Here is a 22966-nt window from a genome sequence, read left to right on the forward strand (position 1 = left end):
GAGCGAGCGCCACTCAGTCGAAACGGACGCCGACCTCGGCCCCCGAACGCCACAGGGTCTGGCAAGTCACGCGAATCTGTTGAGGCTCGATGACCAGCGTGAAGGCCGCCGGGATTTGCCCAGCATCGGACGTGGTCAAGCGTGCGCCGACTTCAGACATCGCTTCAATCATGACGGGCAAATCTGCTCCGCCTTCCACCACTATTCGGCCCTTACGGCGAAATCGATTTCCGGACAGGGACATGCTCAGCATGGAGGGGCTCGGGCTCGAAAGTCTCGCCCTGTCTCTCACACATCCACTTACTGGATCTTTACTGCAGATCACCGAGCGGAGCGCAGCCTCGTCGCGCCAGACTGTAGTATAGATTTCCAGTTGCAGATTTAATTCAGGACAACCGCCGGAACCCGATCGGATCTTCGATGTGCGCATCGGCGCAGCGAGGATCTGCCCCGCCATCTTGCGGACGGTATGCGCCGTCCGCACCGATCACCTGCGCCGTACCGATCAGAGAGGTGCGGCGTGGCCCCTCAGCCGCCGAGCTTCTTCCTGCGCTGAGCGAGGGTACGTAGCCGCAGGGCGTTGAGCTTGATGAAGCCCGCCGCGTCGCGATGGTCGTAGGCCACCGCGCCCTCCTCAAAGGTCACGAGGTCCTGGTCGTAGAGGGAGTTCGGGCTCTCGCGGCCGATGACGTGGACGCCACCCTTGTAGAGCTTCAGCCGCACCGTGCCGGTGACCTGCTCCTGACTCTTGTCGATCAGCGCCTGCAGCATCTCGCGCTCCGGCGAGAACCAGAAGCCGTTGTAGATGAGCTCCGCGTAGCGCGGCATCAGCTCGTCCTTGAGATGCGCCGCGCCCCGGTCGAGGGTGATCGACTCGATGGCCCGATGCGCCGGCAGCAGAATCGTGCCGCCAGGTGTCTCGTACATGCCGCGGCTCTTCATGCCGACGAAACGGTTCTCGACGAGATCGAGGCGGCCGATGCCGTTGGCGCGGCCGAGCTCGTTCAGCTTGGCCAGCAGCGTCGCGGGCGACATCGCCTCGCCATCGATCGAGACCGCATCGCCCCGCTCGAAGCCGATACTGATCACGGTCGGCGTGTCGGGCGCCTCCTCGGGCGAGAGCGTCCGCGAATAGACGTAATCCGGGACCTCGTCGGCCGGATCCTCCAGCACCTTGCCCTCGGAGGAGGCGTGCAGGAGGTTTGCGTCGACCGAGAACGGGCTCTCGCCGCGCTTGTCCTTGGCGATCGGGATCTGGTGCTGCTCGGCGAAGGCGATGAGGGATTCGCGGGAGCGGAAATCCCACTCGCGCCATGGCGCGATCACCGTCACGTCGGGCTTGAGCGCATAGTAGCCGAGCTCGAACCGGACCTGATCGTTCCCCTTGCCGGTCGCGCCGTGACAGACCGCATCCGCACCGACCTTCTCGGCGATCTCGATCTGCTTCTTGGCGATGAGCGGGCGCGCGATCGAGGTGCCGAGGAGATAGACACCCTCGTACTGCGCGTTCGCCCGGAACATCGGGAACACGTAGTCGCGCACGAATTCCTCGCGCAGGTCCTCGATGAAGATGTTCTCGGGCTTGATGCCGAGAAGCTCGGCCTTGCGGCGGGCAGGCTCCAGCTCCTCGCCCTGGCCGAGATCGGCGGTGAAGGTCACGACCTCACAACCGTAGGTCGTTTGCAGCCATTTCAGGATGATCGAGGTGTCGAGGCCGCCCGAATAGGCGAGGACCACCTTGCTGACGGGCTTCTGAGATTGGGACATGGGATCGGGACTTCGGTTCGCCGGGCTTCGCGGCGGCTTATCGTGGCGGGGCCGGCCCTGCAACCGGCGGGCCACGTCGATCGTTCGGAAGGGCCCGGCCGCCTTATCGCGGACACGGCGGTGGGGGAGGACTAGCCTGCACACTCGCTCCGGAGATTTCCCGACATGGCGCGGCGGCCGACCCTCGAGTTCTGGTACGAGTTCGCCTCCACCTATTCCTATCTGGCGGCGATGCGCGTGGAGGCCTTGGCGCAGTCCGCCGGCGTCACGGTCCGCTGGCGGCCCTTCCTGCTCGGGCCGATCTTCGCGGCGCAGGGCTGGACCTCCTCGCCGTTCAACCTCTACCCGGCCAAGGGCCGCAACATGTGGCGCGACCTGGAGCGCGAGGCCGCGCGCCTGGGGCTGCCGCCGATCACACGGCCGGACCCGTTCCCGCAGAACAGCCTCAGCGCCACCCGCGTCGCGGTGTTCGGCGCGGATCAGGATTGGCTCCTACCCTTCAGCAAAGCGGTCTACGCGGCGGAATTCGCGGAGGGCCGCTCCATCGCGGAGCCGGCCTCCGTCGCCGCGATTCTCGACCGGCTCGGCCTCGACGGGACGCTCACCCTGAAGAGCGCCTCGGCCGAGGCGAACAAGACGCGGCTGCGCGTCGCCGGCGAGGAGGCGCGCTCCCGCGGCATCTACGGCGCGCCGACCTTCCTGACCGACGACGGAGAGTTGTTCTGGGGCAACGACCGGCTGGAGCAGGCCCTGGCCTGGGCGGGGGGCGACCGGCCGGGGGACCTCCGCTGAGACCGGAGGTGGCCCGCATCAGGGCTTCGGCGCAGCCTCCGCGGCCGGCGCCGGCTTGACCTCATCCGCGGCCGGCGCGGCACCGGACGTGTCGGTCTCCTGGCGCCGACGCGCCTCCTCCGCACGACGCGCCACCTCGGCCTGATACTTCTTCTGCTCCTCCTCGGTCATGGCCGGGCCGTCGAGCGCGCCCCCGAGTCCCGCGAGCGGCACCATGAAGTTCAACTCGCGCTGGGTCTGGTTGAAGACCGCAAGCTTCAGGGCAGATCCCGTCCGCAGAGCCGCGAGCGCGTCGGGACCGATCGTGACCTCGGAGAAGCAGCCGATCACGGTGCAGGTGGAGAACTTGCCGGAGGTGGGGTGCTGCCCGTCGACCGTGACGCGAATGCCCGGCTGGAGAATGAGCCCGAGCGGCACGAGAAAGCGCAGGATGCGGGCCTCCTGCTTGGTCTGCGCGCTGCGCATCTCGTAGAGGGCGATCGCCATCAGCGGCTTGCCGCCCTCCGACACGAAATCCCGGGTGACGCTGCAGAGGTTGTTGCCGCCCGGGTCCTTGTTGCAGACCTTCAGCCAGCCGGGCTGCCCGGAATCGGGCTTCACGTTGATCACCTGCGGCGGCTGCTGGGTCGTGGCCGTCATCGGAGCGGTGATCGGCGGCGCCGTGAGCGGCGGCGGCGCGAGCTTCCCGGACGGCTCCGCCGAGGCCTGGCCCGCGGCGAGGGCGCCCGCGAGCGCGAGAAGCGCGATGGCGCGGGAGCGGCGCGTCTCGGATTGGGCAACGAGCATCGGAACGGACCCCTCGGATAACCGGACTTCGAAAGCTTGGATCGGAGGCTCGTACAGCACGCGCCCTCGATGCGGCAGGGGGCCTGATTTCCTCCGGAATACGGCGAAGACATGATGCGGAGGCGGGTCGGCGCCCGACCGGGCAGATGCATCGGCCCGGGAAAGCCATTAAGAGCCGCCGCGATCCGCCGCCGTCGCGGCGTCGAACCCCTTCACAGCCGGCCGCCGGGATCGGGCAGCCGTGGCACCCCGGATCCGCGCCCATGCCGCTCGACCGACGCCGCTTCCTCGCCGCCGCAGCCGGCCTCGCCACCGGGACGGGATGGGCCGGCGGCGCTGAGGCGCAGGGATACGGCCAATCCTACGGTGTGACGAGCGACGAGGGACGCCCGGTGGCCAACATGCGGCTCCCGGGCGAGATCACGGGCGAGATCCCGGCGCTGCGCGGCGTGACCTATCTCGGCACCCGCGAGGCCGAGACCACCCTCTACGAGTTCTTCGACTTCAACTGTCCCTATTGCCGAAAGGCGGCGAGCGACATCGCTTCGCTCTCGGCGAGCGACGGCTCGCTGCGCATCGGCCTCATCCACAACCCGATCCTGTCCGTGCAATCGGCGCAGGCCGCGAAGGTCGCGCTCGCCGTCCAGCGCAAGCTCGGCTCGGCGGCGGCCTGGAGCCTCTACACGCAACTTCTCGGGAAGCCCGGCCGGATCGACGGGCCGGGCGCCCTGGACGCGGCCGCCGGCTTGGGGCTGCCGGCGGGGGAGGCCGAGGGCATCGCCGACAGCGAGGAGGTCCGGCTCGCCCTGAAGAGCCACATGCGGATGGCGGCCGATCTCGGCCTCTACGCGACCCCCTCCTACGTGCTGGGCAATACCGGCATTCTCGGGCATCCCGGGCCTCGCGCGCTCGCCAAGATGATCGCTTCGCTTCGCCGCTGCGACCGCATCGCCTGTTGAGAACCGGACATTCGGCGGGCGAGGGTGAGGCCTCACCTTTGCCACCGTTCACCATCACGGAAGGCAGCCCGCGGCAATGCCCCAACGCCGGCTTCCGGCGCCGGTTGGCTCGCCTTGCGCCCACCCATCTCCCATGCTAGGCGGTCGCCGCGTCGGCAAAGGGGCATCTTCGCGCCCCGAGCAGCCGGCATATTCCCAATACCCAGGGTCCCAGTGCCGAGCGCCTCGTGAGGGGCGCGATCCGGCCGGAACCCAGGCAAGGATAAAAGAGAGAGCGGCGGGTGGCGCAGAACGGTAACGAAGCGGGTCCCCTGGTTGCAGGCGTGGCTGGCCGCTACGCCTCCGCCCTGTTCGAGTTGGCACGGGACGAGCGTCAGGTCGACGCCGTCGCCGAGAACCTCGACCGGTTCGACGCGCTCCTCCAGGAGAGCGCGGACCTGAACCGCCTCGTGAAGAGCCCGGTCTTCTCCGGCGAGGAACAGGCCGCCGCGATCGGCGCCGTCCTCGACCGAGCCGGCATCACGGGCCTCGCCGCCAATTTCATCCGGCTCGCCGCTGCCAACCGCCGGTTGTTCGCGCTCCCCGACATGATCCGGTCCTTCCGCGCCCTGGTTCGGGCCTCGAAGGGCTTCGTCCGCGCCGAGGTCCGGGTGGCCGAGAAGCCCTCGGAGGCGGTGCTCGAGGAGATCAAGTCCAGCCTGCGCGACGTCGCCAAGTCCGAGGTCGACATCGATCTGCATGTCGATCCGCGCCTGATCGGCGGACTCGTGGTGAAGCTCGGCAGCCGCATGGTCGATGCCAGCCTGCGCACCAAGCTCAACGGAATTCGCCTTGCGATGCGGGAAGCCCGGTAGGCGCCTGACGCCGACCCCGCTCCCGTCCCTGACAACACACGATTGAAGTAAGAGGCCCGACGATGGACATCCGCGCCGCCGAGATCTCCGCGATCCTGAAAGAGCAGATCAAGAACTTCGGCGAAGAGGCCGAGGTCACCGAGGTCGGCCAGGTCCTGTCCGTCGGCGACGGCATCGCCCGCGCCTATGGCCTCGACAACGTCCAGGCCGGCGAGATGGTCGAGTTCGAGTCGGGCGTGCGCGGCATGGCGCTCAACCTCGAGCAGGACAACGTCGGCATCGTGATCTTCGGCTCCGACCGCGAGATCAAGGAAGGCCAGACCGTCAAGCGCACCGGCGCCATCGTGGACGTGCCGGTCGGCAAGGGCCTGCTCGGCCGCGTCGTGGACGGCCTCGGCAACCCGATCGACGGCAAGGGCCCCATCGTGGCTGAGGAGCGCCGCCGCGTGGACGTGAAGGCGCCGGGCATCATCCCGCGCAAGTCCGTGCACGAGCCGATGGCTACCGGCCTCAAGGCGATCGACGCCCTCATCCCGGTCGGCCGCGGCCAGCGCGAGCTGATCATCGGCGATCGCCAGACCGGCAAGACCGCGATCGCCCTCGACACGATCCTGAACCAGAAGCCGGCCCACCAGGGCACCGACGAGAAGGCCAAGCTCTACTGCGTGTACGTCGCGGTGGGTCAGAAGCGCTCGACCGTCGCCCAGTTCGTGAAGGTGCTGGAGGACCAGGGCGCGCTCGAGTACTCGATCGTGATCGCGGCCACCGCGTCGGACGCCGCGCCGATGCAGTTCATCGCCCCCTTCGCCGGTTGCGCCATGGGCGAGTACTTCCGGGACAACGGCATGCACGCCGTGATCGTGTACGACGATCTCTCGAAGCAGGCCGTCGCCTACCGCCAGATGTCGCTGCTGCTGCGCCGCCCGCCGGGCCGCGAGGCCTATCCGGGCGACGTGTTCTACCTCCACAGCCGCCTGCTCGAGCGCGCCGCCAAGATGGGCGACGCCGCCGGCAACGGCTCGCTCACCGCGCTCCCGGTCATCGAGACCCAGGCCAACGACGTGTCCGCCTACATCCCGACGAACGTCATCTCGATCACCGACGGCCAGATCTTCCTTGAGACCGACCTGTTCTACCAGGGCGTGCGCCCGGCGGTGAACGTCGGACTTTCGGTGTCGCGCGTCGGCTCGGCCGCGCAGACCAAGGCGATGAAGAAGGTCGCCGGCAAGATCAAGGGCGAGCTCGCGCAGTACCGCGAGATGGCCGCCTTCGCGCAGTTCGGCTCCGACCTCGACGCCTCGACGCAGCAGCTCCTGAACCGCGGCTCGCGGCTCACCGAGCTTCTCAAGCAGCCGCAATTCTCGCCGCTGAAGATGGAGGAGCAGGTCGCGGTGATCTACGCCGGCGTGAACGGCTACCTCGACAAGCTCCCCGTCAGCAAGGTGCGGGCCTTCGAGGATCAGCTCCTCTCGACGCTGCGCTCCAAGCACCAGGACCTGCTCACCGGCATCCGCGACTCGAAGGATCTCTCCGACGAGAACGCCGGCAAGCTGAAGAGCGTCGTCGAGGGCGTCTCCAAGTCGTTCAACTGAGGCGACGGATCGCCGAAGCCGGGCGCCCGCCGCGCCCGGCCCTGAGCCGCCCGTGACCCACCTGGAAATCTCCCGATGCCGAGTTTGAAGGATCTGCGTAACCGCATCACTTCGGTGAAGGCGACGCAGAAGATCACCAAGGCGATGCAGATGGTCGCCGCCGCCAAGCTGCGGCGCGCCCAGAATGCGGCCGAGAGCGCGCGGCCCTACGCCGAGAAGATGTCCCAGGTGCTCGGCAACCTCGCCGGGAACCTCGTCGGCGGCGTCGGCGCTCCGAAGCTTCTGTCCGGCACGGGTGAGGACCGCACGCACCTCCTCGTGGTCTGCACCGCCGATCGCGGCCTATGCGGCGCCTTCAACTCGTCGATCGCTCGGCTCGCCCGCGACCACGCCAACCGCCTGATGGCGGAGGGCAAGACGGTGAAGATCATCACCGTCGGCAAGAAGGGCTACGACATCCTGCGCCGCCAGTTCCGGCAGCAGATCATCGAGAACATGGACCTGCGGGGCAACAAGCCCGTCGATTACGAGTTCGCCTCGGAGATCGCCGACAAGATCCTCGCGCGCTTCGACGCGGGCGAGTTCGACGTGGCGACCCTGTTCTACTCCGAGTTCCGCTCGGTCATCTCGCAGATCCCGACCGCTCAGAAGCTGATCCCGGCGCAGCTGCCGGAGGGAGCGGAGAGCACCACCGGTGCGCCCGCCGATTCCGCCCTGGAATTCGAGCCGAGCGAGGAAGCGATCCTCGCGACGCTCCTGCCGCGCAACCTCACCGTCCAGGTCTTCCGGGCGCTTCTCGAGAACGCAGCCTCCGAGCAGGGCTCGCGCATGAGCGCCATGGATTCCGCCACCCGCAACGCGGGCGAGATGATCAAGAAGCAGACGCTGATCTACAACCGCACGCGTCAGGCCATGATCACCAAGGAACTGATCGAGATCATCTCGGGCGCCGAGGCTCTCTAAGAGCCGCCCGGACGCCCCGCCCGCACAGATTCGAAGGACACGCACATCATGGCGAACACCGCTCTTCCCACCGCCGCCAACTCGGTCGGCCGGATCACGCAGGTCATCGGGCCTGTGGTCGACGTGCAGTTCGACGGCCATCTGCCGGAAATCCTGAACGCTCTCGAGACCAAGAACAACGGCGCTCGCCTCGTGCTCGAAGTCGCCCAGCAGCTCGGCGAGAACACCGTGCGCTGCGTGGCGATGGACACGTCCGAAGGCCTCGTGCGCGGCCAGGAGGTCACCGACACCGGCGAGGCGATCAAGGTGCCGGTCGGCCTGAACACGCTCGGCCGCATCATGAACGTCATCGGTGAGCCGATCGACGAGGCCGGCCCGATCGAGACCACGACCTACCGTGCGATCCACCAGCCCGCCCCGGCCTACGACGAGCAGTCGACCGAGGCGCAGATCCTCGTCACCGGCATCAAGGTGGTGGACCTGCTCGCCCCCTACGCCAAGGGCGGCAAGATCGGCCTGTTCGGCGGCGCCGGCGTCGGCAAGACCGTGCTGATCATGGAGCTGATCAACAACATCGCGAAGGCCCACTCGGGCTACTCGGTGTTCGCCGGCGTCGGCGAGCGCACCCGCGAGGGCAACGATCTCTACCACGAGATGATCGAGTCCAAGGTCAACATGGACCCGAAGGAGAACGGCGGCTCGGCCGAGGGCTCCAAGTGCGCGCTGGTCTACGGCCAGATGAACGAGTCGCCCGGCGCCCGCTCCCGCGTGGCGCTCACCGGCCTCACCGTCGCCGAGCAGTTCCGCGACGAGGGGCAGGACGTGCTGTTCTTCGTGGACAACATCTTCCGCTTCACACAGGCGGGCTCCGAGGTGTCGGCGCTTCTCGGCCGCATTCCCTCGGCGGTGGGCTATCAGCCGACGCTCGCCACCGACATGGGCGCCCTGCAGGAGCGCATCACCACGACGACGAAGGGTTCGATCACCTCGGTGCAGGCCATCTACGTGCCGGCCGACGACCTGACCGACCCGGCGCCCGCCGCCTCCTTCGCCCACCTCGATGCCACCACCGTGCTCTCGCGCTCGATCGCCGAGAAGGGCATCTACCCGGCGGTGGATCCGCTCGACTCGACCTCGCGCATGCTCTCGCCCGCCATCCTCGGCGAGGAGCATTACGACATCGCCCGCCGCGTCCAGCAGACCTTGCAGCGCTACAAGGCGCTCCAGGACATCATCGCGATCCTGGGCATGGACGAGCTCTCGGAAGAGGACAAGCTGACGGTCGCCCGCGCCCGCAAGATCGAGCGCTTCCTCAGCCAGCCCTTCCACGTGGCCGAGGTCTTCACGGGCTCGCCCGGCAAGCTCGTCGCCCTCGAGGACACGATCAAGGGCTTCAAGGGGCTCGTCAGCGGCGAGTACGACGACCTCCCGGAGGCGGCCTTCTACATGGTCGGCACCATCGAGGAGGCCAAAGAGAAGGCCAAGAAGCTCGCGGCAGCCGCCTGAACCGGCCGTCTCCCTCCCCGCCTCGCGGGGAGGGGCCAAGGGTGGAGCGGCCTGCCCGCACCACCCCGCTCCCAGCTTCTCCCCGCGGGGAGGAGAGCTTCTGAAGAGACCCTGATCCGATGGCCACCTTCCAGTTCGATTTCGTCGGCCCCGAGCGGACGCTCTATTCCGGCCAGGTCGAGGCCGTGCAGCTGCCGGGCACCGAGGGCGAGATGACCATCCTTCCCGGCCACGCGCCGGTGCTGACCTCGCTCAAGGTCGGGGTCATCCTCGTCACCGAGCGCCAGAACAGCGGCAAGCGCATCCTCGTCCGCGGCGGCTTCGCGGATATCGGCCCGACCGGCGTGACGGTGATCGCCGAGCGCGCGGCCCCCATCGAGGAGGTGACGCCCGCCTCGATCGACCGCGACATCGAGGCTGTCGAGCTTCAGCGGGATGCGACCGAGGATTTGGAGCGTCGCGAGGAGCTGAATGGGCAGATCGTACAGCTCCAGGAGACCAAGGTCGCCCTCGGCCTCTGAGCCGATCGCCGGCTCGTCAGGACGGAATTATCCGCCGCTCTCGGCTCAGCCGAGGGCGGTTTTTTTGTCCGGTCGGAAGGCGGCAATCTGCGGCTCGGCAACTCGCCCGGGTCACTCACGCCTTGCGGATCACTTCGAGCGCCTCCTCGAGCAGCGCGTCACGCGATGCCGCGTCGACGGGGCAGCCGCGGGCGAGCCAGAGCTTGCGCGCGGCGGCGAGGGCGCGCCCGATCTGAGGTCCGGGCGCCAGACCGCGGGCGACGAGGTCGGCGCCGGCGAGGGGCATCACCGATCGGGGTGCGGCCGGATCGAGGAGGGCGGGGAGCAGCGCACGGGCCTCCGGCGAGAGGCGAGGGCGCGGCTCGCCCCGGGTGGCTTCGAGCACGCGTCCGAGCGCCGCCGCGCCGTGTTCTGCCGCGAAGGCCCGAAGCGCGGTCGCGTCGATGCTGTCTGGGCTGAGGAGCGCGGCCAGCGCCCGGGCATAGGCGAGAAGGACGGCCTGCTCGGCATTCGAGAGGCGCAACCGGTCTCGTAGCCGCTCGACGTCCGAGGCGCTGAGGACGAAGCCGGCGGCGAGCCGCCCAGTGGCGCAGAGCCCTGCTCGGGCGGCCCGTCCGAGCCGGCCGAGATCGCAGAGGCCGCCGATGAGACGCGGCAGCAGCCCGGTCCGGCTCAGGATCTCGAACGCTTCGGTGACGCCCGGTGTCGTCAGGATCTTGAGGAATTCCGCCCGCACGCGCTCGCGGGACAAGCCGTCGAGGCTGTCGCGAGCCCGGATACAGGCGGCGAGGCCGGGAGCGTCCGGCTCGCCGGCTCCGAACCGGGCGTGAAAGCGGAAGAAGCGCAGGATGCGCAGGGCATCCTCGCGGATGCGCGTGTCCGGATCGCCGATAAAGCGGACACAGCCCTCGGCGAGGTCGGCGAGGCCCTCGGTGAGGTCGTGAAGCGCGCCGTCCACACCCAGGGACAGGGCGTTCATGGTGAAGTCGCGCCGCTCGGCGTCGCGCCGGAAGTCGCGCCCGAACCGGACGATGGCGTGCCGCCCGTCCGTCTCGATGTCCTCTCGGAGCGTCGTCACCTCGAACGGGTCGCCGTCGGCGATCACCGTGACCGTGCCGTGCTCGAACCCGGTCGGGATTGCCTTCAGCCCGGCGGCGGTGGCCCGCGCCATCGTCGAGGCGGGCAGCAGGGTCGTCGCGAGGTCGATGTCGGCCACTTCCCTGCCCAGCAGCGCGTCGCGCACGCAGCCGCCGACGAGGCGGGTCTCCTCGCCCGGCCCGTCGAGGGCAGCGAGCACGGCGGCTACGCCCGGCCGCGCGAGGAGCCGGCTGAGGCCGAGCGCGTCGAGACTGTCCGGGATCGTCGACGTCACCGGAACTGCCCCGGTACGAGGCGGCCATTCTCCATATGAGCCGGCACGTAGCCGCCGGCATGGCGCTCGGAGAACAGGCCGGTGAGGACGAGAGAGGCGATCACGACGCCGAAGCCCGCCAGCACGAGCCGGAAGACCTGCGCCTCCCAGTGAACCCGGTGGAACGGGTTCCGGCCGACGAGGAGGAGGTAGCCGAAGAAGAGCAGGAACGGGATGAGGAAGAGGCCGAGCTCTTCGAGGACGCGACGCAGCATGGCACCCGGGCGGTCAACGGATCAGGCGGGCGGCGACGCCCTGGCTCACAGACATAAGCGCTGATGGAGATTGTGCAGGATCCCGGCCGTGAGACCCCAGATCATGCGCTCGCCGAAGGGAATGGCGTAGTAATGGCGCAGCTGGCCCTTGCACAGAAGGGCGTTCCGCTCGTAGCGCGAGGGGTCCATCAGGAAGGCGAGCGGCACCTCGAAGATCTCGGCGACCTCCGCCGGGTTCGGCGCCAGCGGTGCGGCGGGATCAACGAGGCCGACCACGGGCGTGACGAGGAAGCCGGTCGCCGAGAGGTAGGGGTCGAGATATCCGATCGTCCGCACCCGCTCGGGGGCGAGGCCGATCTCCTCCTCGGCCTCGCGGAGCGCGGCGTGCCGGGGCGTCTCGTCGTGCGGGTCGATCTTGCCACCGGGGAAGGCGATCTGGCCCGAATGGTCGCGCAGATGGGGGGCGCGCTTCGTCAGGAGGACGAACAGGCTGCCATAGCGGGGCACCACCGGCACCAGCACGGCGGCGCGGCGATGCGGACCGGGCGGCGCCACGGCCTTGCCCTCGGGATCGAGGGAATGGTCGCCGCACGGGTTGGAGGTCGGATCGCAGGGACCCGGCGGCTCGCGCGAGAGCCGGGCCTCGGCCCGGGCGAGGAAATCGGCCAAGGCCGCCTCGTCGGGCGGCGGGGCGGCCACCGGGGCCAGGACGCGAGAGGACACGCTCACGCAGCCTCGGCGGGCGCGATCCGGTGGAAGGCGCCGCCCGCTGCGAGCCCGAACCAGCGGGTCCCGTCGATCTCACGCTCTTCGCCCATCTCCACGAGGTCGTAGGTCAGAGCGCGCGTCATGAGTGCCCAGAGACCGCGCCGGACGTGGATGTAGGGGCGCAGACCCCCCTCCCGATCCTGCTCGAACCGGAGCGCGTGCTCGGTATCGAGCGGGACGAGATCGTCGACGTTGGTGCGGAAGGCGAGGCGCCGCGCTTCGCCGGTGCCCTCGACGGCCATCTCGACGGCCAAGAAGGGCGCGTCGTCCACGGCGATGCCGACGCTCTCGACGGGTGTGACGAGGACGATGCGTCCGTCCGGCTCCTTCCGGAGGATCGAGGCGAAGAGCTTGACCAGGGCCGGCCGCCGGATCGGCGATCCGTTGTGGAACCACGTCCCGTCCGCGGCGATCCGCATGTCGATTTCTCCGCAATAGGGCGGCTTCCACGATTCGACCGGCGGCAGCCCGCGCGGCTCCAGCCTGCCGAGCGCGTCGCTGAGGCGGCTGAGGATCGGATCGGCGGTCGCGTCGGCGGCTGTCATCGGTGCATCAGATAGGGCCGGGCGGACGCTGGCAATCGGCTCGCGACGCGGTGCCACCGCCTTCATGGCGCGGGCTTGCGGCGGAGGATCTTCCAGATGCCCGTGGCGCTGGCGACGATATCCGTCCCGCAGGTCAGGTCCGTGCGCAGGAAGACGAGGGAACTCGTGCGTCTTACGATCTCGGGGCGGGCCTCGATCCAGTCGCCGATGCGCCCTGCTCCGACGAACTGCATCTCGAGCTGGATCGTCACGCAGTTCGCTCCGTCGGCGGCCGCCATCGCGGCGACGCCGAGAGCCCGGTCGGCGAAGGTCATCAGCATGCCGCCCTGCACGATCCCGATCAGGTTGGCGTGCTTCGTCTCCGCGCGGAAGCCGTAGGCCCCCTCCGGCCGGTGCCAGACCGGGCCGACATGGTCGATGAAGCCCGGATCGTCGAAAGCTTCCCAGCCGTCGGACGGCTCGGGCAGGAGGGCGGGGTCGGCCGGCATGGCGATCTCGTGAAGCGGGACGGTGGGATCGTGGACAGAACTCTGTGCGCCGGCGGTTGATCCGAGGGGTTGAGGGAGCGGACCGGGCTGCGGCGACACCGACCTTGCCAGCCCGCCCAAAAGGACGCCACACTCCGGCCCTTCGACAGGTCCCGGGCGTTCGTCCCGGGCACGGCCCCTGCACACCGACCGCGAGGCCCGCGCGCCGGGCCGCGAGAGACGGGAAACGACGCGCATGACGCACGGCTCATCGCCGGCCACCAGCCTCGACGACGGCATCGTCGCCACCGCCGAATCCTGCCTCGCGGCGGTCGGCAAGGCCCGGGAGGCGATCCACGGAGTCATCTTCGGCCAGGAGCAGGTCGTCGACCTCGCCCTGGTGACGATCCTCGCCGGCGGACATGGTCTCCTCGTCGGCTTGCCGGGCCTCGCCAAGACCAAGCTCGTGGAGACCCTCGGCACCGTCCTCGGCCTCGACGCGCGGCGGGTGCAGTTCACCCCCGACCTGATGCCCTCCGACATCCTGGGCACCGAGATCCTCGACGAGGACGCGGACCGGCGCCGCTCCTTCCGCTTCGTGAAGGGCCCCGTCTTCACGCAGCTCCTGATGGCCGACGAGATCAACCGCGCGAGCCCGCGCACCCAATCGGCCCTGCTGCAGGCGATGCAGGAGCACTTCGTCTCGGTCGCGGGCGAGCGCCACGACCTGCCGCGGCCGTTCCACGTGCTGGCGACCCAGAACCCGATCGAGCAGGAGGGCACCTACCCGCTGCCGGAGGCGCAGCTCGACCGCTTTCTCCTCGAGATCGACGTGGGCTATCCCGACCGGGCGGCGGAGCGGCGCATCCTGATCGAGACCACCGGCGTCGAGGAGACGCGGCCGCGGGCCGTCATGACGACGGAGGAGCTTCTCACAGCCCAGCGCCTGGTCCGGCGGCTGCCGGTCGGCGAGGCGGTGGTCGACGCGATCCTCGACCTCGTGCGCTCGGCCCGGCCGGACAGCGGCGAGGGAATCGTGAAGGGCAAGCTCCTGTGGGGTCCGGGACCCCGCGCCAGCCAGGCGCTGACGCTCGCCGTGCGCGCCCGCGCCCTGATCGAGGGCCGCGTCGCGCCCTCCATCGCCGACGTGAAGGCGCTCGCCGAGCCCGTGCTGAAGCACCGCATGGCGCTGAGCTTCGCGGCCCGGGCCGACGGCGAGACCGTGCCGGGCCTGATCCGGCAGCTCGCGGACAAGCTCTAGCGGATGGTCGCGACCCGGGTCTCCGGCCCCTCCGAGCGCGCCCCCGGACGGCGCGAGACTGAGCGCGCGCTCTCCCTGGCAGAGCGCATGCCGCGCCTCGTGCTGGAGGCGCGGCGCGTCTCGTCGACGCTGGCGCACGGCCTTCACGGGCGCAGGCGAGCGGGACCGGGCGAGAGCTTCTGGCAATTCCGGCCCTTCGTGACGGGTGAGGCGGCGGCCCGCATCGACTGGCGCCGCTCGGCCCGGGACGACCGGCTCTACGTGCGCGAGCGCGAGTGGGAGGCCGCCCACAATGTCTGGCTCTGGATCGACCGATCCGCCTCGATGGGCTTCGTGTCGGACCTCTCCGAGACCCCGAAGGTCGAGCGCGCCCTCGTCCTCGGCCTCGCCCTGGCCGACACCCTGGTGGAGGGCGGCGAGCGGGTCGGCCTGCTCGGGCTGACGCGGCCGAACGCCTCCCGGCGGATCGTCGAGGCGATGGCGCAGGAGATCGTCGGCGACGAGGCCGGACTCGCGCAGGACCTTCCGCCCCGCGCCGCCCTCGGGCGGTTCGACGAGGCGATCCTGGTGAGCGACTTCCTGACGCCGCTGCGCGAGATCGAGCCCGCGCTGCGCACCCTCGCGGGGCACGGTACGCGGGGCCATTGCGTCCTCATCGCCGACCCGGTCGAGGAGACTTTCCCCTTCGCGGGACAGGCGGTGCTGCAGGATCCGGAAGCCGGGATCAGCCTGGATGTCGGCGACGCGGCGGCCTGGGGGGAAGCCTATCGCGAGCGCAACGCCGCCCATCGCGCCGGGCTTCTCGGGCTGACCCGGGACCTCGGCTGGACGCTGACGCTCCACCGCACCGACCGCCCGGCGAGCGAGGCGGCGTTGCGCCTCGTCACCCTGGTGGCCGCCCGCGGCGCCGGCTGAGGAGGGCGTGATGCTCGGACCGCTGACCTTCGCCGCCCCCTTCGCGCTCGCCGCCCTGGTGGCCCTGCCGGCCCTCTGGTTCCTGCTGCGGGTGACGCCGCCGCGCCCGCGCCGGATCGACTTCCCGCCGCTGCGGATCGCGGCCGATCTCGCGCCGCGCCGGGAGACGCCGGCCCGCACGCCGCCCTGGCTGCTGATCCTGCGGATGCTGGCGGCAGCCGCCCTCATCCTCGCCGTGGCGGGACCTGTCTGGAACCCGGCCGGGATCGGGGCGGCGGGCGGGCGCAACCCGCTCATCCTACTGATCGACAACGGGTTTTCGGCGGCCCACGATTGGCGGGAGCGCCTGCGCGTCGCCACCGACGCGGTCGAGGGCGCGGCCCGCGACGGGCGCCCGGTCGCGATCCTCAGCCTCGCCGATCCGGCCGCCGCGGCCGAGGCGCGCAACCCGGCCGCCGCGCTGGAGCGCCTGCGGGCGATCGCGCCGCGGCCCCATCTCGCCGACCGGGCGGCGCATCTGCCGGCCATCGGAAGCGTCCTGGAGCGGATGCCGGGAGCCGGCATCGTCTGGATCAGCGACGGCGTCGCGGGGACCGGGGAGGGTCGTTTCGCGCCGGATCTGGAGGCGCTCGCGACGAAGCACGGCGTTGATCTCGCGATCCTCAAAACCGACCAGCCGACGTTGATCGCGATCACCGGCTCGGAGGGGGGCGGACGGCTCACCGCACGGGTCCTGCGCGCGGCGCCCAACGGGCGCGACACGGGCCTCGTCCGGGCGCTCGACCAGAAGGGCCTGCCCCTCGCGGAGCACGATTTCGCCTTCGCGCCGAACGCCACCGAGGCCGAGATCGTGTTCGACCTGCCGGTGGAGCTGCGCAACGCGATCGCGCGGCTCGAGATCACCAACGAGCGCTCGGCCGGAGCCGTGGCCCTGATGGACGAGCGCGGCAAGCGGCGCCGCGTCGGCCTCGTCTTCGGCGGCACGGCCGATCAGGCGCAGCCCCTGCTGGCGCCGACCTACTATCTCGCCAAGGCGCTGACGCCCTTCGCCGACGTGCAGGAGCCCCGCGGCGCCAAGGGCACGGCCGAGTCGATCGGCCAGATGCTCGACAGCCAGGTCTCCGTGCTGGTTCTGGCCGATGTCGGGGCGCTCGACGAGCAGACGCTCGGCCGCGTCTCGACCTTCGTCGATGGCGGCGGCCTCCTCCTGCGCTTCGCCGGGGCCCGGCTCGCCGCCGGCAACGATCCGCTCGTGCCCGTGCGCCTGCGCCGGGGCGGCCGGACGCTCGGCGGCACGCTCTCCTGGGACAGCCCGAAGACGCTGGCCCCCTTCGCCCCCGAGAGCCCCTTCGCGGGCCTCGCGCCGCCGGCCGATATCGGCGTGCGCCGCCAGATCCTGGCGGAGCCCGACGGCGAGTTGCCGAGCCGGACCTGGGCCTCGCTCCAGGACGGCACGCCGATCGTCACCGCCGAGAAGCGGGGCCAGGGGCTCGTCGTGCTGTTCCACGTCACCGCCGACACGACCTGGTCGAACCTGCCCCTGTCCGGCCTCTTCATCGACATGCTGCGGCGGGTGGTGGGCCTCGCCGGCAGCAGCGCCGCCCCGGTGGCCGAGGGCGGCCCGCGGCCCGCGGCCGCCGTCCTGGCGCCGCGGCTGACCCTCGACGGGTTCGGGGCGCTCGGCAGCCCGCCCGCCTCCGCCAAGGCCGTCTCGGCCGATTACGGGGACCGGGCGACGGGCGAGCACCCGCCGGGCTTCTACGGGCCGGCTGATAGCGGCATCGCCGTCAACGCGCTCCGGCCGGACGACCGGCTGAAGGCCCTCGACCTCGCGAGCCTGAAGAATGCCCGCCTCGGCTCGCTGGCGGGGGCCGAGACCCTTGACCTTCGGGCCCACCTCTTCACCCTTGCCCTGATGCTCCTCGTCCTCGACACCCTCGCCGGGCTCTGGCTCGGCGGGTTCCTCAGCCGGTCGACCGGAGGCCTGCTGGGCCGGGTCGGCAACCGGCCGGCCGCCCTGCTGCTCGCCGGCCTCGCCCTCCTGGCGCTGGCGGCTCCGCTCCCGACGCGCGCCGAGGAGCCGGCGGCGAACCGCCCGAACGGCTTCGAATCCGCCCTCGTGACGCGCCTCGCCTACGTGATCACCGGCGACGCGGCGGTCGACGAGGCGAGCCGGGCCGGCCTCTCGGGGCTGACCCAGATGCTCGCCTCGCGCACGGCGCTCGAACCCGGCGAGCCCGCGGGCCTCGACCCGGCCAGGGACGAGCTCTCCTTCTACCCGCTGATCTACTGGCCGATCGCGCCGGGGCGCCCGCAGCCAAGCGAGGCCGCGATCCGCCGGATCGACGCCTTCATGCGCAACGGCGGCACCGTCCTCTTCGACACCCGCGACGCCCTGACGAGCCGCCCGGGCGACGGGCCGACGCCGGAGGCGGCCTACCTGCGCAAGATGCTGGCGACGCTGGAGGTGCCGGAACTGGAGCCCGTTCCGATCGACCACGTGCTCACCAAGGCCTTCTACCTCGTCGAGACCTTCCCCGGCCGCTACGCGACGGGCCAGACCTGGGTCGAGGCGCTGCCCCCCGCGGCGGACGGGGGCGAGCGGCGCCCGGCGCGCGCGGGCGACGGGGTCAGCCCCATCATCATCACCGGCAACGACCTCGCCGCCGCCTGGGCGGTCGGCCGCCGGGGCGAGGCGCTCTATCCCGTCACCGGGGGCGACCAGCGCCAGCGCGAGATGGCCTTCCGCGGCGGCGTCAACATCGTGATGTACACGCTGACCGGCAACTACAAGGCGGATCAGGTCCACGTGCCGGCCCTGCTGGAGCGGCTCGGACAGTGAGGAACATGCAGGCACAGGTGAGACGGCCGCTGGCTCGCAGCCCGGCTCGATCGGGCGCCCTTCAGCTCTCCAGCCCGGGAGAGGTCGACGCCGCGCGAGCCGACCGGGTGAGGGGGACAGGTTTTTCGGAAACGGTCGCACCCCTCACCCCGTCCCTCTCCCGAACGGGAGCGGGGGCGCGGCGCGGGCTTGATGATCGCCGGTGCACCCCTGATCGCGGAGGGCTCGCTCCGTGCTGAGCCTCAGCTTCACGCCCCTCGTCCCCTGGCCGGTTCTCGCCGGCTTCGGCGTGCTCGCCCTCCTGTTCGGCGGCCTCGCCCTCGTGGCGCGCGGGCGGACGGCGGGCCTGCGGGCCCTCGTGCTGATCCTCGTCCTCGCCGCCCTCGCAAACCCGTCCCTCGTGCGCGAGGACCGGGAGCCGGTGAAGGACGTCGCGGCGGTCGTCGTCGACCGCTCGGGCTCGCAATCGCTCGGCGATCGCCCGGCCATGACCGATCAGGTCCGGGCCGAGCTGCAGCGCCGCTTCGGCGGCCTCACCAACATCGAGCCGCGCTTCATCGACGTGCCGGATTCCCGCGAGGGCGACGGCGGCACGCAACTCTTCGCGGCGCTCTCGCAATCGCTCGCCGACGTGCCGCCGGAGCGGCTGGCGGGCGTCGTGATGCTGACGGACGGCGTGATCCACGACATCCCGGCCACCGCCGCCGCGCTCGGCCTGAAGGCGCCGCTCCACGTCCTCGTCACCGGGCACCCGGACGAGCGCGACCGGCAGATCAAGCTCCTGGAAGCGCCCCGCTTCGGCATCGTCGGCAAGGAGCTGACGATCCGGGCCGAGGTGATGGAGCGGGGCGGCACCGGCAACGCCGTGGTGACGGTCCGCCGCGACGGCGAGCAGATCGGCCGGCGCAGCGTGCCGACGGGCAAGCCCTTCGCGCTGACGACGAAGATCGAGCATGGCGGCCCGAACGTCGTCGAGATCGAGGTCGAGCCGCTGCCGGGCGAGCTGACCACGGTCAACAACCGGGCGGTGCTGCCGATCGAGGGCATCCGCGAGAAGCTGCGCGTGCTCCTCGTCTCCGGCGAGCCGCACCAGGGCGAGCGGACGTGGCGCAACCTCCTCAAGTCCGACGCCAATGTCGATCTCGTCCACTTCACCATCCTGCGCCCGCCCGAGAAGCAGGACGGCACGCCGATCTCCGAACTCTCCCTGATCGCCTTCCCGACGCGCGAGCTGTTCGTCCAGAAGATCAAGGATTTCGACCTGATCATCTTCGACCGCTACGCCAACCAGAGCGTGCTGCCCTCGGCCTATTTCGACAACATCGTCCGCTACGTGCAGGAAGGCGGCGCGCTCCTCATCGCGGCGGGTCCGGAATTCGCCTCCTCGGCGAGCCTCGCCCGCACCCGGCTCTCCTCGATCCTGCCCGGCGACCCGAACGGCCGGGTCGTCGAGCAGCCCTACAAGGCCGCCCTCACGCAGACCGGCGCGCGCCACCCCGTCACGCGGGCGCTGCCCGGCTCCGAATCGAGCCCACCAACCTGGGGCGACTGGCTGCGCATCGTCGCGGCGCAGACCCGGCCCGGGATCCAGCCGATCCTGGCAGGGGCCAACAACCTGCCATTGCTCGCCCTCTCCCGCGAGGAGAAGGGGCGCGTCGCGCTGCTGCTCTCGGACCATGCCTGGCTCTGGGCGCGGGGCTACCAAGAGGGCGGCCCGCATCTCGACCTGCTGCGCCGCCTCGGCCACTGGCTGATGAAGGAGCCTGCGCTGGAGGAGGAGGCGCTGCGCGCCCAGACCACGGGCCGGGGCCGCGAGGTCCGGGTCGAGCGCCAAACCATGTCGGATACGGCCGAGCCCGTCACCGTCACCGGCCCGACCGGGCAGGAACGGACCCTCACCCTCACGGAGGCGCAGCCCGGCCTGTTCTCGGCGACCTTCGAGGCGAGCGAGCTCGGCCTCCACACGCTGCGTTCCGGATCCCTCGTCGCCTTCGTCAGCGTCGGCCCGGCCAATCCGCGCGAGCTCACCGACGTGTTCAGCGACACCGAGCGGACGCGGGCGCTCGCCGAGGCGACGGGCGGCTCGATCCGCCGCGTGGCGGATGCGGGCGGGATCAGCGTGCCGCGTCTGCAGAGCGTGCGCAGCGGACGCCTGAGCGGCGGCGACTGGATCGGTTTCCGCCCGAGCGACAGCGCCATCATCCGGGGCGTCGAGGTCTACCCGCTCGCCCTCGGCCTCTGGGCTCTGGCCGCCATCGGCGCGGCGCTGCTGGCGATGTGGCTCGTGGAGGGGCGCCGCGGGCGCGCCGCCTGAGCCGCCGGCTGAGGCTCAGGCGCGCCGGGTGCGCATGCCGGGAACGATCCTGAGGTCCGTGCGCGCGGCGAACATCGCATAGGCCTGCGTCTCGACGCCGTAGGCCGCGACGCGGCCCGCCGCATCGTGGTGCAGCCCCCAGCCGTGCAGCTTCACCAGCGGCGAGGCGCGCAGGCACGCCTGCGGCCGGGCCAGGAAGGCGGCGCGCTCCGCCGGCCGCTCCGCCTCCGTGAGGGCGCGGCGGCGCGCATGGACCTCGAACAGCAGGTCGTCGCTCGTGAGCCCGTAGGGATCGGCGAGGAGGAGGGCGTGCTGGATCTGCGCGATCGAGCCCGGCTTCAGGGGGGCGAGGCCGGCATCGGCCGGGCTGTCGGCGGAGGCGAGGATGAACGCGTCGACATAGTTGGTGCTCATCGCCCCTCCGGCGCGCAGGTTCAGCCGCCCGAGACCGGGCCTTCGGCCGCCGCGAAGGCGCCCTCGGCGAGTTCAAGCCAGAGGAAGCGGGCCGGATCGACCGGACCCGGCAGGACGAGGCGGCCGGCCGGCACCGGCACGAAGCCGAAGCGGCGGTAATAAGGGGCGTCTCCCACCAGCACGACGAGGCCGTGCCCGGCCTCCCGCGCCGCCGACAGGCTCGCCTCCATCAGGGCGGCCCCGACGCCGCGGTTGCCGAAGCTCGGATCGACGGTGAGAGGGCCGAGCACCAGGATCGGCCGGTCGCCCGCCCGGGCGGGTCCGACCCGCACCGAACCGACGAGGAAGGTGCCGACGAGGGCCGTGAAGCTGAGCTCGGCCCGGTGCCCCACGCCCTCGCGCAGGCGGTAGGCGGTGCGGGCGAAGCGTCCCGGCCCGAAGGCCCGGGCATGCAGGCGCTCGATGGCCGGCCCGTCGTCGGGATGCTCGGGCCGGATGACGAGGGAGAGGGGAGACACGCGCGCTTCCGGGATCCAGGCGTCGCGCCCGATAGCAGCGCGGGGGCCCGGCTGCAAATGGGGCTTGCGCGCCCGGCCCGGCAGCGGCGGGGGCGGGGCCTGTCTACCCGCTTGAGCTCGGCCGCGAAGACTGCCAAGCTCAAGACACGCGGGAGCGCGCCCGGGTCTCCGACCAGTCGTCGCCGGCCGGCCGGGAGCCCGAACCTGAACAACCCGGAGCGTTCGACGGTGCCGCGCGCCCTCTACTCGATCGGTCCGCCGATCCGCCCGAAGATCCGCCACGACAACGGCTTCCTCGACCAGTATCAGAAGCGCGCGCCGTCGCTCGGCGACCGGAAGATGCTGGCCCGCTGGAAGCTGCTGCTGGAAGCCGCCGAAGCCGGCCAGAACGTGCCGTTCCTGCCGCACAACGACGTGCCGGATGCGCTCGCCGCCTATCGGCACTTTCTGGAAGGAAGCGGGCGGACGCGGCGGATCGGCTACGAGCGCTACCTGCGGGACGATCCGAGCGGGCGGATCACCCTCGACAACATGATCCGCGACGCGCGCGAGGGCGCCGTCGGCCTCTACGAGCGGTCCTTCCCGAGGCGCGATGCAAGCTTCAGCATGACCTCGACCGCGCTCGCGGCGGGCGGCACCCAGTCCCCGTTTCCCTACCCGCAGACCGAGAATTGGCAGAAGGCCATCGGCGCGCACAATTTCTGGATCAGCGCCGACGTGATCGTGAGCGCGCATCCCGCCTACCCGGTCTACGAGATGACGATGACCATCCACGTCGAGGACATGTACAACTTCAACCCGGGCGCGCAGGACATCGCCACCGGCATACCGGACGACGCCAACGGCCTGTTCGAGATCACGGGGCTGGCGCAGCAATATCTCAATGTGGCGGAGGTTCAGCGGCACGTCGCATGGCGCGGCTCGGCGGTGGCCGCCGCCCGCGTGACCCTGGCGGACACCTCGCGGCAGAGGCGGCCCTCCGACAATCGCCGCTTGCGGAACCGCCTGTGAGCCCGGACCGGGGACCGGGCTCCCTGACGCGGCGGGCCGCGCTGCTGCGCCTCGGCCTCTCGCTCGGGGGGCAAGTGCTCGGGGGGCAAGTGCTCGGGGGGCAAGTGCTCGGCGGTCAGGCGCTCGGCCTCGCCGCCACGGGGCGCGCCGTCGCGCGGGAGAGGACAGAGGCCGTGACCGTCAGCACCGATATCGAGGCCCTCGGGCGGCTGATCCGCCTGCCGGCGCGGCCGCAGGAGGCGTGGTGGCAGACGCAGGCGTTGGGCGAGGCGGGCGGCCTCGGCCCGTCCGACTGGCTCCTCGTGGCGGTCCTTCGCTTCGCGCCGGACGCCGCCCGCCCGCTTCTCGCCGGCGCCGCGCAGACCCAGCTGCCGCCAAGAGACTTCCCCGACTGGGCCCTGGCGCGGGTCCTCGGCGGAGGGCCCGGCGAGTCGGAGGCGCGCGCCTGCTCGATCGACCCCTTCGCGAAGCCGCCTCTCCTCGAGGGGGCGTGCTTCCATCTCGCGGGGGCGGACCTCTTCCTCATCCGGCTCCACACGACCTGA

General features: G+C 71.0%; 23 protein-coding genes. 13 read left to right on the top strand and 10 right to left on the bottom strand.

All coding sequences use genetic code 11. The annotated features are described in order from the left end of the window. Nucleotides 1-13 precede the first annotated feature (13 nt). Together J2X36_RS05410 and J2X36_RS05415 are read right to left on the bottom strand one after the other, a co-directional pair. A complete protein-coding gene (locus J2X36_RS05410) occupies nt 14-253 on the bottom strand; it encodes a hypothetical protein (RefSeq protein WP_132250605.1) in 240 nt (79 codons plus the stop codon). Between the two features lie 275 nt (nt 254-528). After that, nucleotides 529-1767 carry an argininosuccinate synthase gene (locus J2X36_RS05415; RefSeq protein ID WP_310347100.1) on the bottom strand — a complete coding sequence of 413 codons (1239 nt, stop codon included), beginning with the start codon at nt 1765-1767 and terminating at the stop codon, nt 529-531. Between the two features lie 165 nt (nt 1768-1932). Here J2X36_RS05415 and J2X36_RS05420 point away from each other — a divergent pair, with 165 nt between their 5' ends. After that, nucleotides 1933-2559, top strand: a complete 627-nt coding sequence (locus tag J2X36_RS05420; RefSeq protein ID WP_310347102.1) for a 2-hydroxychromene-2-carboxylate isomerase — start codon at nt 1933-1935, stop codon at nt 2557-2559. A gap of 18 nt (nt 2560-2577) precedes the next feature. On the opposite strand, the gene J2X36_RS05425 is transcribed toward J2X36_RS05420, so the two are convergent. After that, the gene (locus tag J2X36_RS05425) at nt 2578-3345 is read right to left on the bottom strand and encodes an invasion associated locus B family protein (protein WP_310347104.1); all 768 of its coding nucleotides are present in this window, start codon (nt 3343-3345) and stop codon (nt 2578-2580) included. Nucleotides 3346-3608: 263 nt separating this feature from the next. On the opposite strand from J2X36_RS05425, the gene J2X36_RS05430 reads away from it, so the two are divergent. The 6 genes from J2X36_RS05430 (at nt 3609) to atpC (ending at nt 9740) form a co-directional block, all read left to right on the top strand. Further along, a complete protein-coding gene (locus J2X36_RS05430; protein ID WP_132250613.1) occupies nt 3609-4304 on the top strand; it encodes a DsbA family protein in 696 nt (231 codons plus the stop codon). A gap of 281 nt (nt 4305-4585) precedes the next feature. Continuing rightward, nucleotides 4586-5158, top strand: a complete 573-nt coding sequence (locus J2X36_RS05435; RefSeq protein ID WP_310347106.1) for a F0F1 ATP synthase subunit delta — start codon at nt 4586-4588, stop codon at nt 5156-5158. 62 nt (nt 5159-5220) lie between these two features. Beyond that, nucleotides 5221-6750: a F0F1 ATP synthase subunit alpha gene (gene atpA, locus J2X36_RS05440; protein WP_132250617.1), complete on the top strand. Its 1530-nt coding sequence runs from the start codon at nt 5221-5223 to the stop codon at nt 6748-6750. A gap of 75 nt (nt 6751-6825) precedes the next feature. Then, a complete protein-coding gene (locus tag J2X36_RS05445; RefSeq protein WP_132250619.1) occupies nt 6826-7713 on the top strand; it encodes a F0F1 ATP synthase subunit gamma in 888 nt (295 codons plus the stop codon). Nucleotides 7714-7761: 48 nt separating this feature from the next. Continuing rightward, on the top strand, nt 7762-9219 hold the full coding sequence (gene atpD / locus J2X36_RS05450) for a F0F1 ATP synthase subunit beta (protein WP_310347108.1): 1458 nt from the start codon (nt 7762-7764) through the stop codon (nt 9217-9219). A gap of 119 nt (nt 9220-9338) precedes the next feature. Continuing rightward, the gene (atpC, locus tag J2X36_RS05455; RefSeq protein ID WP_310347110.1) at nt 9339-9740 is read left to right on the top strand and encodes an ATP synthase F1 subunit epsilon; all 402 of its coding nucleotides are present in this window, start codon (nt 9339-9341) and stop codon (nt 9738-9740) included. Nucleotides 9741-9855: 115 nt separating this feature from the next. Here atpC and J2X36_RS05460 read toward each other — a convergent pair whose 3' ends face one another. From J2X36_RS05460 to J2X36_RS05480, 5 genes are all read right to left on the bottom strand, one after another. Beyond that, a complete protein-coding gene (locus tag J2X36_RS05460; protein WP_310347111.1) occupies nt 9856-11112 on the bottom strand; it encodes a CCA tRNA nucleotidyltransferase in 1257 nt (418 codons plus the stop codon). Further along, nucleotides 11109-11366 carry a DUF6111 family protein gene (locus J2X36_RS05465; RefSeq protein WP_132250627.1) on the bottom strand — a complete coding sequence of 86 codons (258 nt, stop codon included), beginning with the start codon at nt 11364-11366 and terminating at the stop codon, nt 11109-11111. The genes J2X36_RS05460 and J2X36_RS05465 overlap by 4 nt, the downstream gene beginning before the upstream one ends. Nucleotides 11367-11411: 45 nt before the next feature. After that, a complete protein-coding gene (locus tag J2X36_RS05470; protein WP_405029726.1) occupies nt 11412-12095 on the bottom strand; it encodes a CoA pyrophosphatase in 684 nt (227 codons plus the stop codon). Then, a complete protein-coding gene (locus J2X36_RS05475) occupies nt 12092-12679 on the bottom strand; it encodes a DUF1285 domain-containing protein (RefSeq protein WP_310347115.1) in 588 nt (195 codons plus the stop codon). Before J2X36_RS05475 ends, J2X36_RS05470 begins: the two co-directional genes overlap by 4 nt. A 62-nt stretch (nt 12680-12741) precedes the next feature. Further along, a complete protein-coding gene (locus tag J2X36_RS05480) occupies nt 12742-13167 on the bottom strand; it encodes a PaaI family thioesterase (RefSeq protein WP_132250631.1) in 426 nt (141 codons plus the stop codon). A 235-nt stretch (nt 13168-13402) separates the two neighbouring features. Here J2X36_RS05480 and J2X36_RS05485 point away from each other — a divergent pair, with 235 nt between their 5' ends. The 4 genes from J2X36_RS05485 (at nt 13403) to J2X36_RS05500 (ending at nt 20478) form a co-directional block, all read left to right on the top strand. Beyond that, a complete protein-coding gene (locus tag J2X36_RS05485) occupies nt 13403-14407 on the top strand; it encodes a MoxR family ATPase (RefSeq protein ID WP_132250633.1) in 1005 nt (334 codons plus the stop codon). Nucleotides 14408-14410: 3 nt separating this feature from the next. Then, on the top strand, nt 14411-15322 hold the full coding sequence (locus J2X36_RS05490) for a DUF58 domain-containing protein (RefSeq protein WP_310347119.1): 912 nt from the start codon (nt 14411-14413) through the stop codon (nt 15320-15322). Between the two features lie 10 nt (nt 15323-15332). Further along, nucleotides 15333-18164, top strand: a complete 2832-nt coding sequence (locus J2X36_RS05495; RefSeq protein WP_310347121.1) for a DUF4159 domain-containing protein — start codon at nt 15333-15335, stop codon at nt 18162-18164. A 232-nt stretch (nt 18165-18396) separates the two neighbouring features. Next, the gene (locus J2X36_RS05500; protein ID WP_310347122.1) at nt 18397-20478 is read left to right on the top strand and encodes a hypothetical protein; all 2082 of its coding nucleotides are present in this window, start codon (nt 18397-18399) and stop codon (nt 20476-20478) included. Nucleotides 20479-20493: 15 nt separating this feature from the next. Here the strand turns inward: J2X36_RS05500 and J2X36_RS05505 are convergent, their stop codons facing one another. Both J2X36_RS05505 and J2X36_RS05510 read right to left on the bottom strand, forming a co-directional pair. After that, nucleotides 20494-20892, bottom strand: a complete 399-nt coding sequence (locus tag J2X36_RS05505; RefSeq protein ID WP_310347124.1) for a DUF6157 family protein — start codon at nt 20890-20892, stop codon at nt 20494-20496. A gap of 20 nt (nt 20893-20912) precedes the next feature. After that, a complete protein-coding gene (locus tag J2X36_RS05510) occupies nt 20913-21410 on the bottom strand; it encodes an N-acetyltransferase (protein WP_310347126.1) in 498 nt (165 codons plus the stop codon). Nucleotides 21411-21638: 228 nt separating this feature from the next. On the opposite strand from J2X36_RS05510, the gene J2X36_RS05515 reads away from it, so the two are divergent. Together J2X36_RS05515 and J2X36_RS05520 are read left to right on the top strand one after the other, a co-directional pair. After that, nucleotides 21639-22421: a hypothetical protein gene (locus J2X36_RS05515; protein ID WP_310347128.1), complete on the top strand. Its 783-nt coding sequence runs from the start codon at nt 21639-21641 to the stop codon at nt 22419-22421. Next, the gene (locus J2X36_RS05520; protein ID WP_310347130.1) at nt 22418-22966 is read left to right on the top strand and encodes a hypothetical protein; all 549 of its coding nucleotides are present in this window, start codon (nt 22418-22420) and stop codon (nt 22964-22966) included. Before J2X36_RS05515 ends, J2X36_RS05520 begins: the two co-directional genes overlap by 4 nt.

Source organism: Methylobacterium sp. BE186 (assembly GCF_031457035.1).
Classification (GTDB): Bacteria; Pseudomonadota; Alphaproteobacteria; order Rhizobiales; family Beijerinckiaceae; genus Methylobacterium; species Methylobacterium segetis.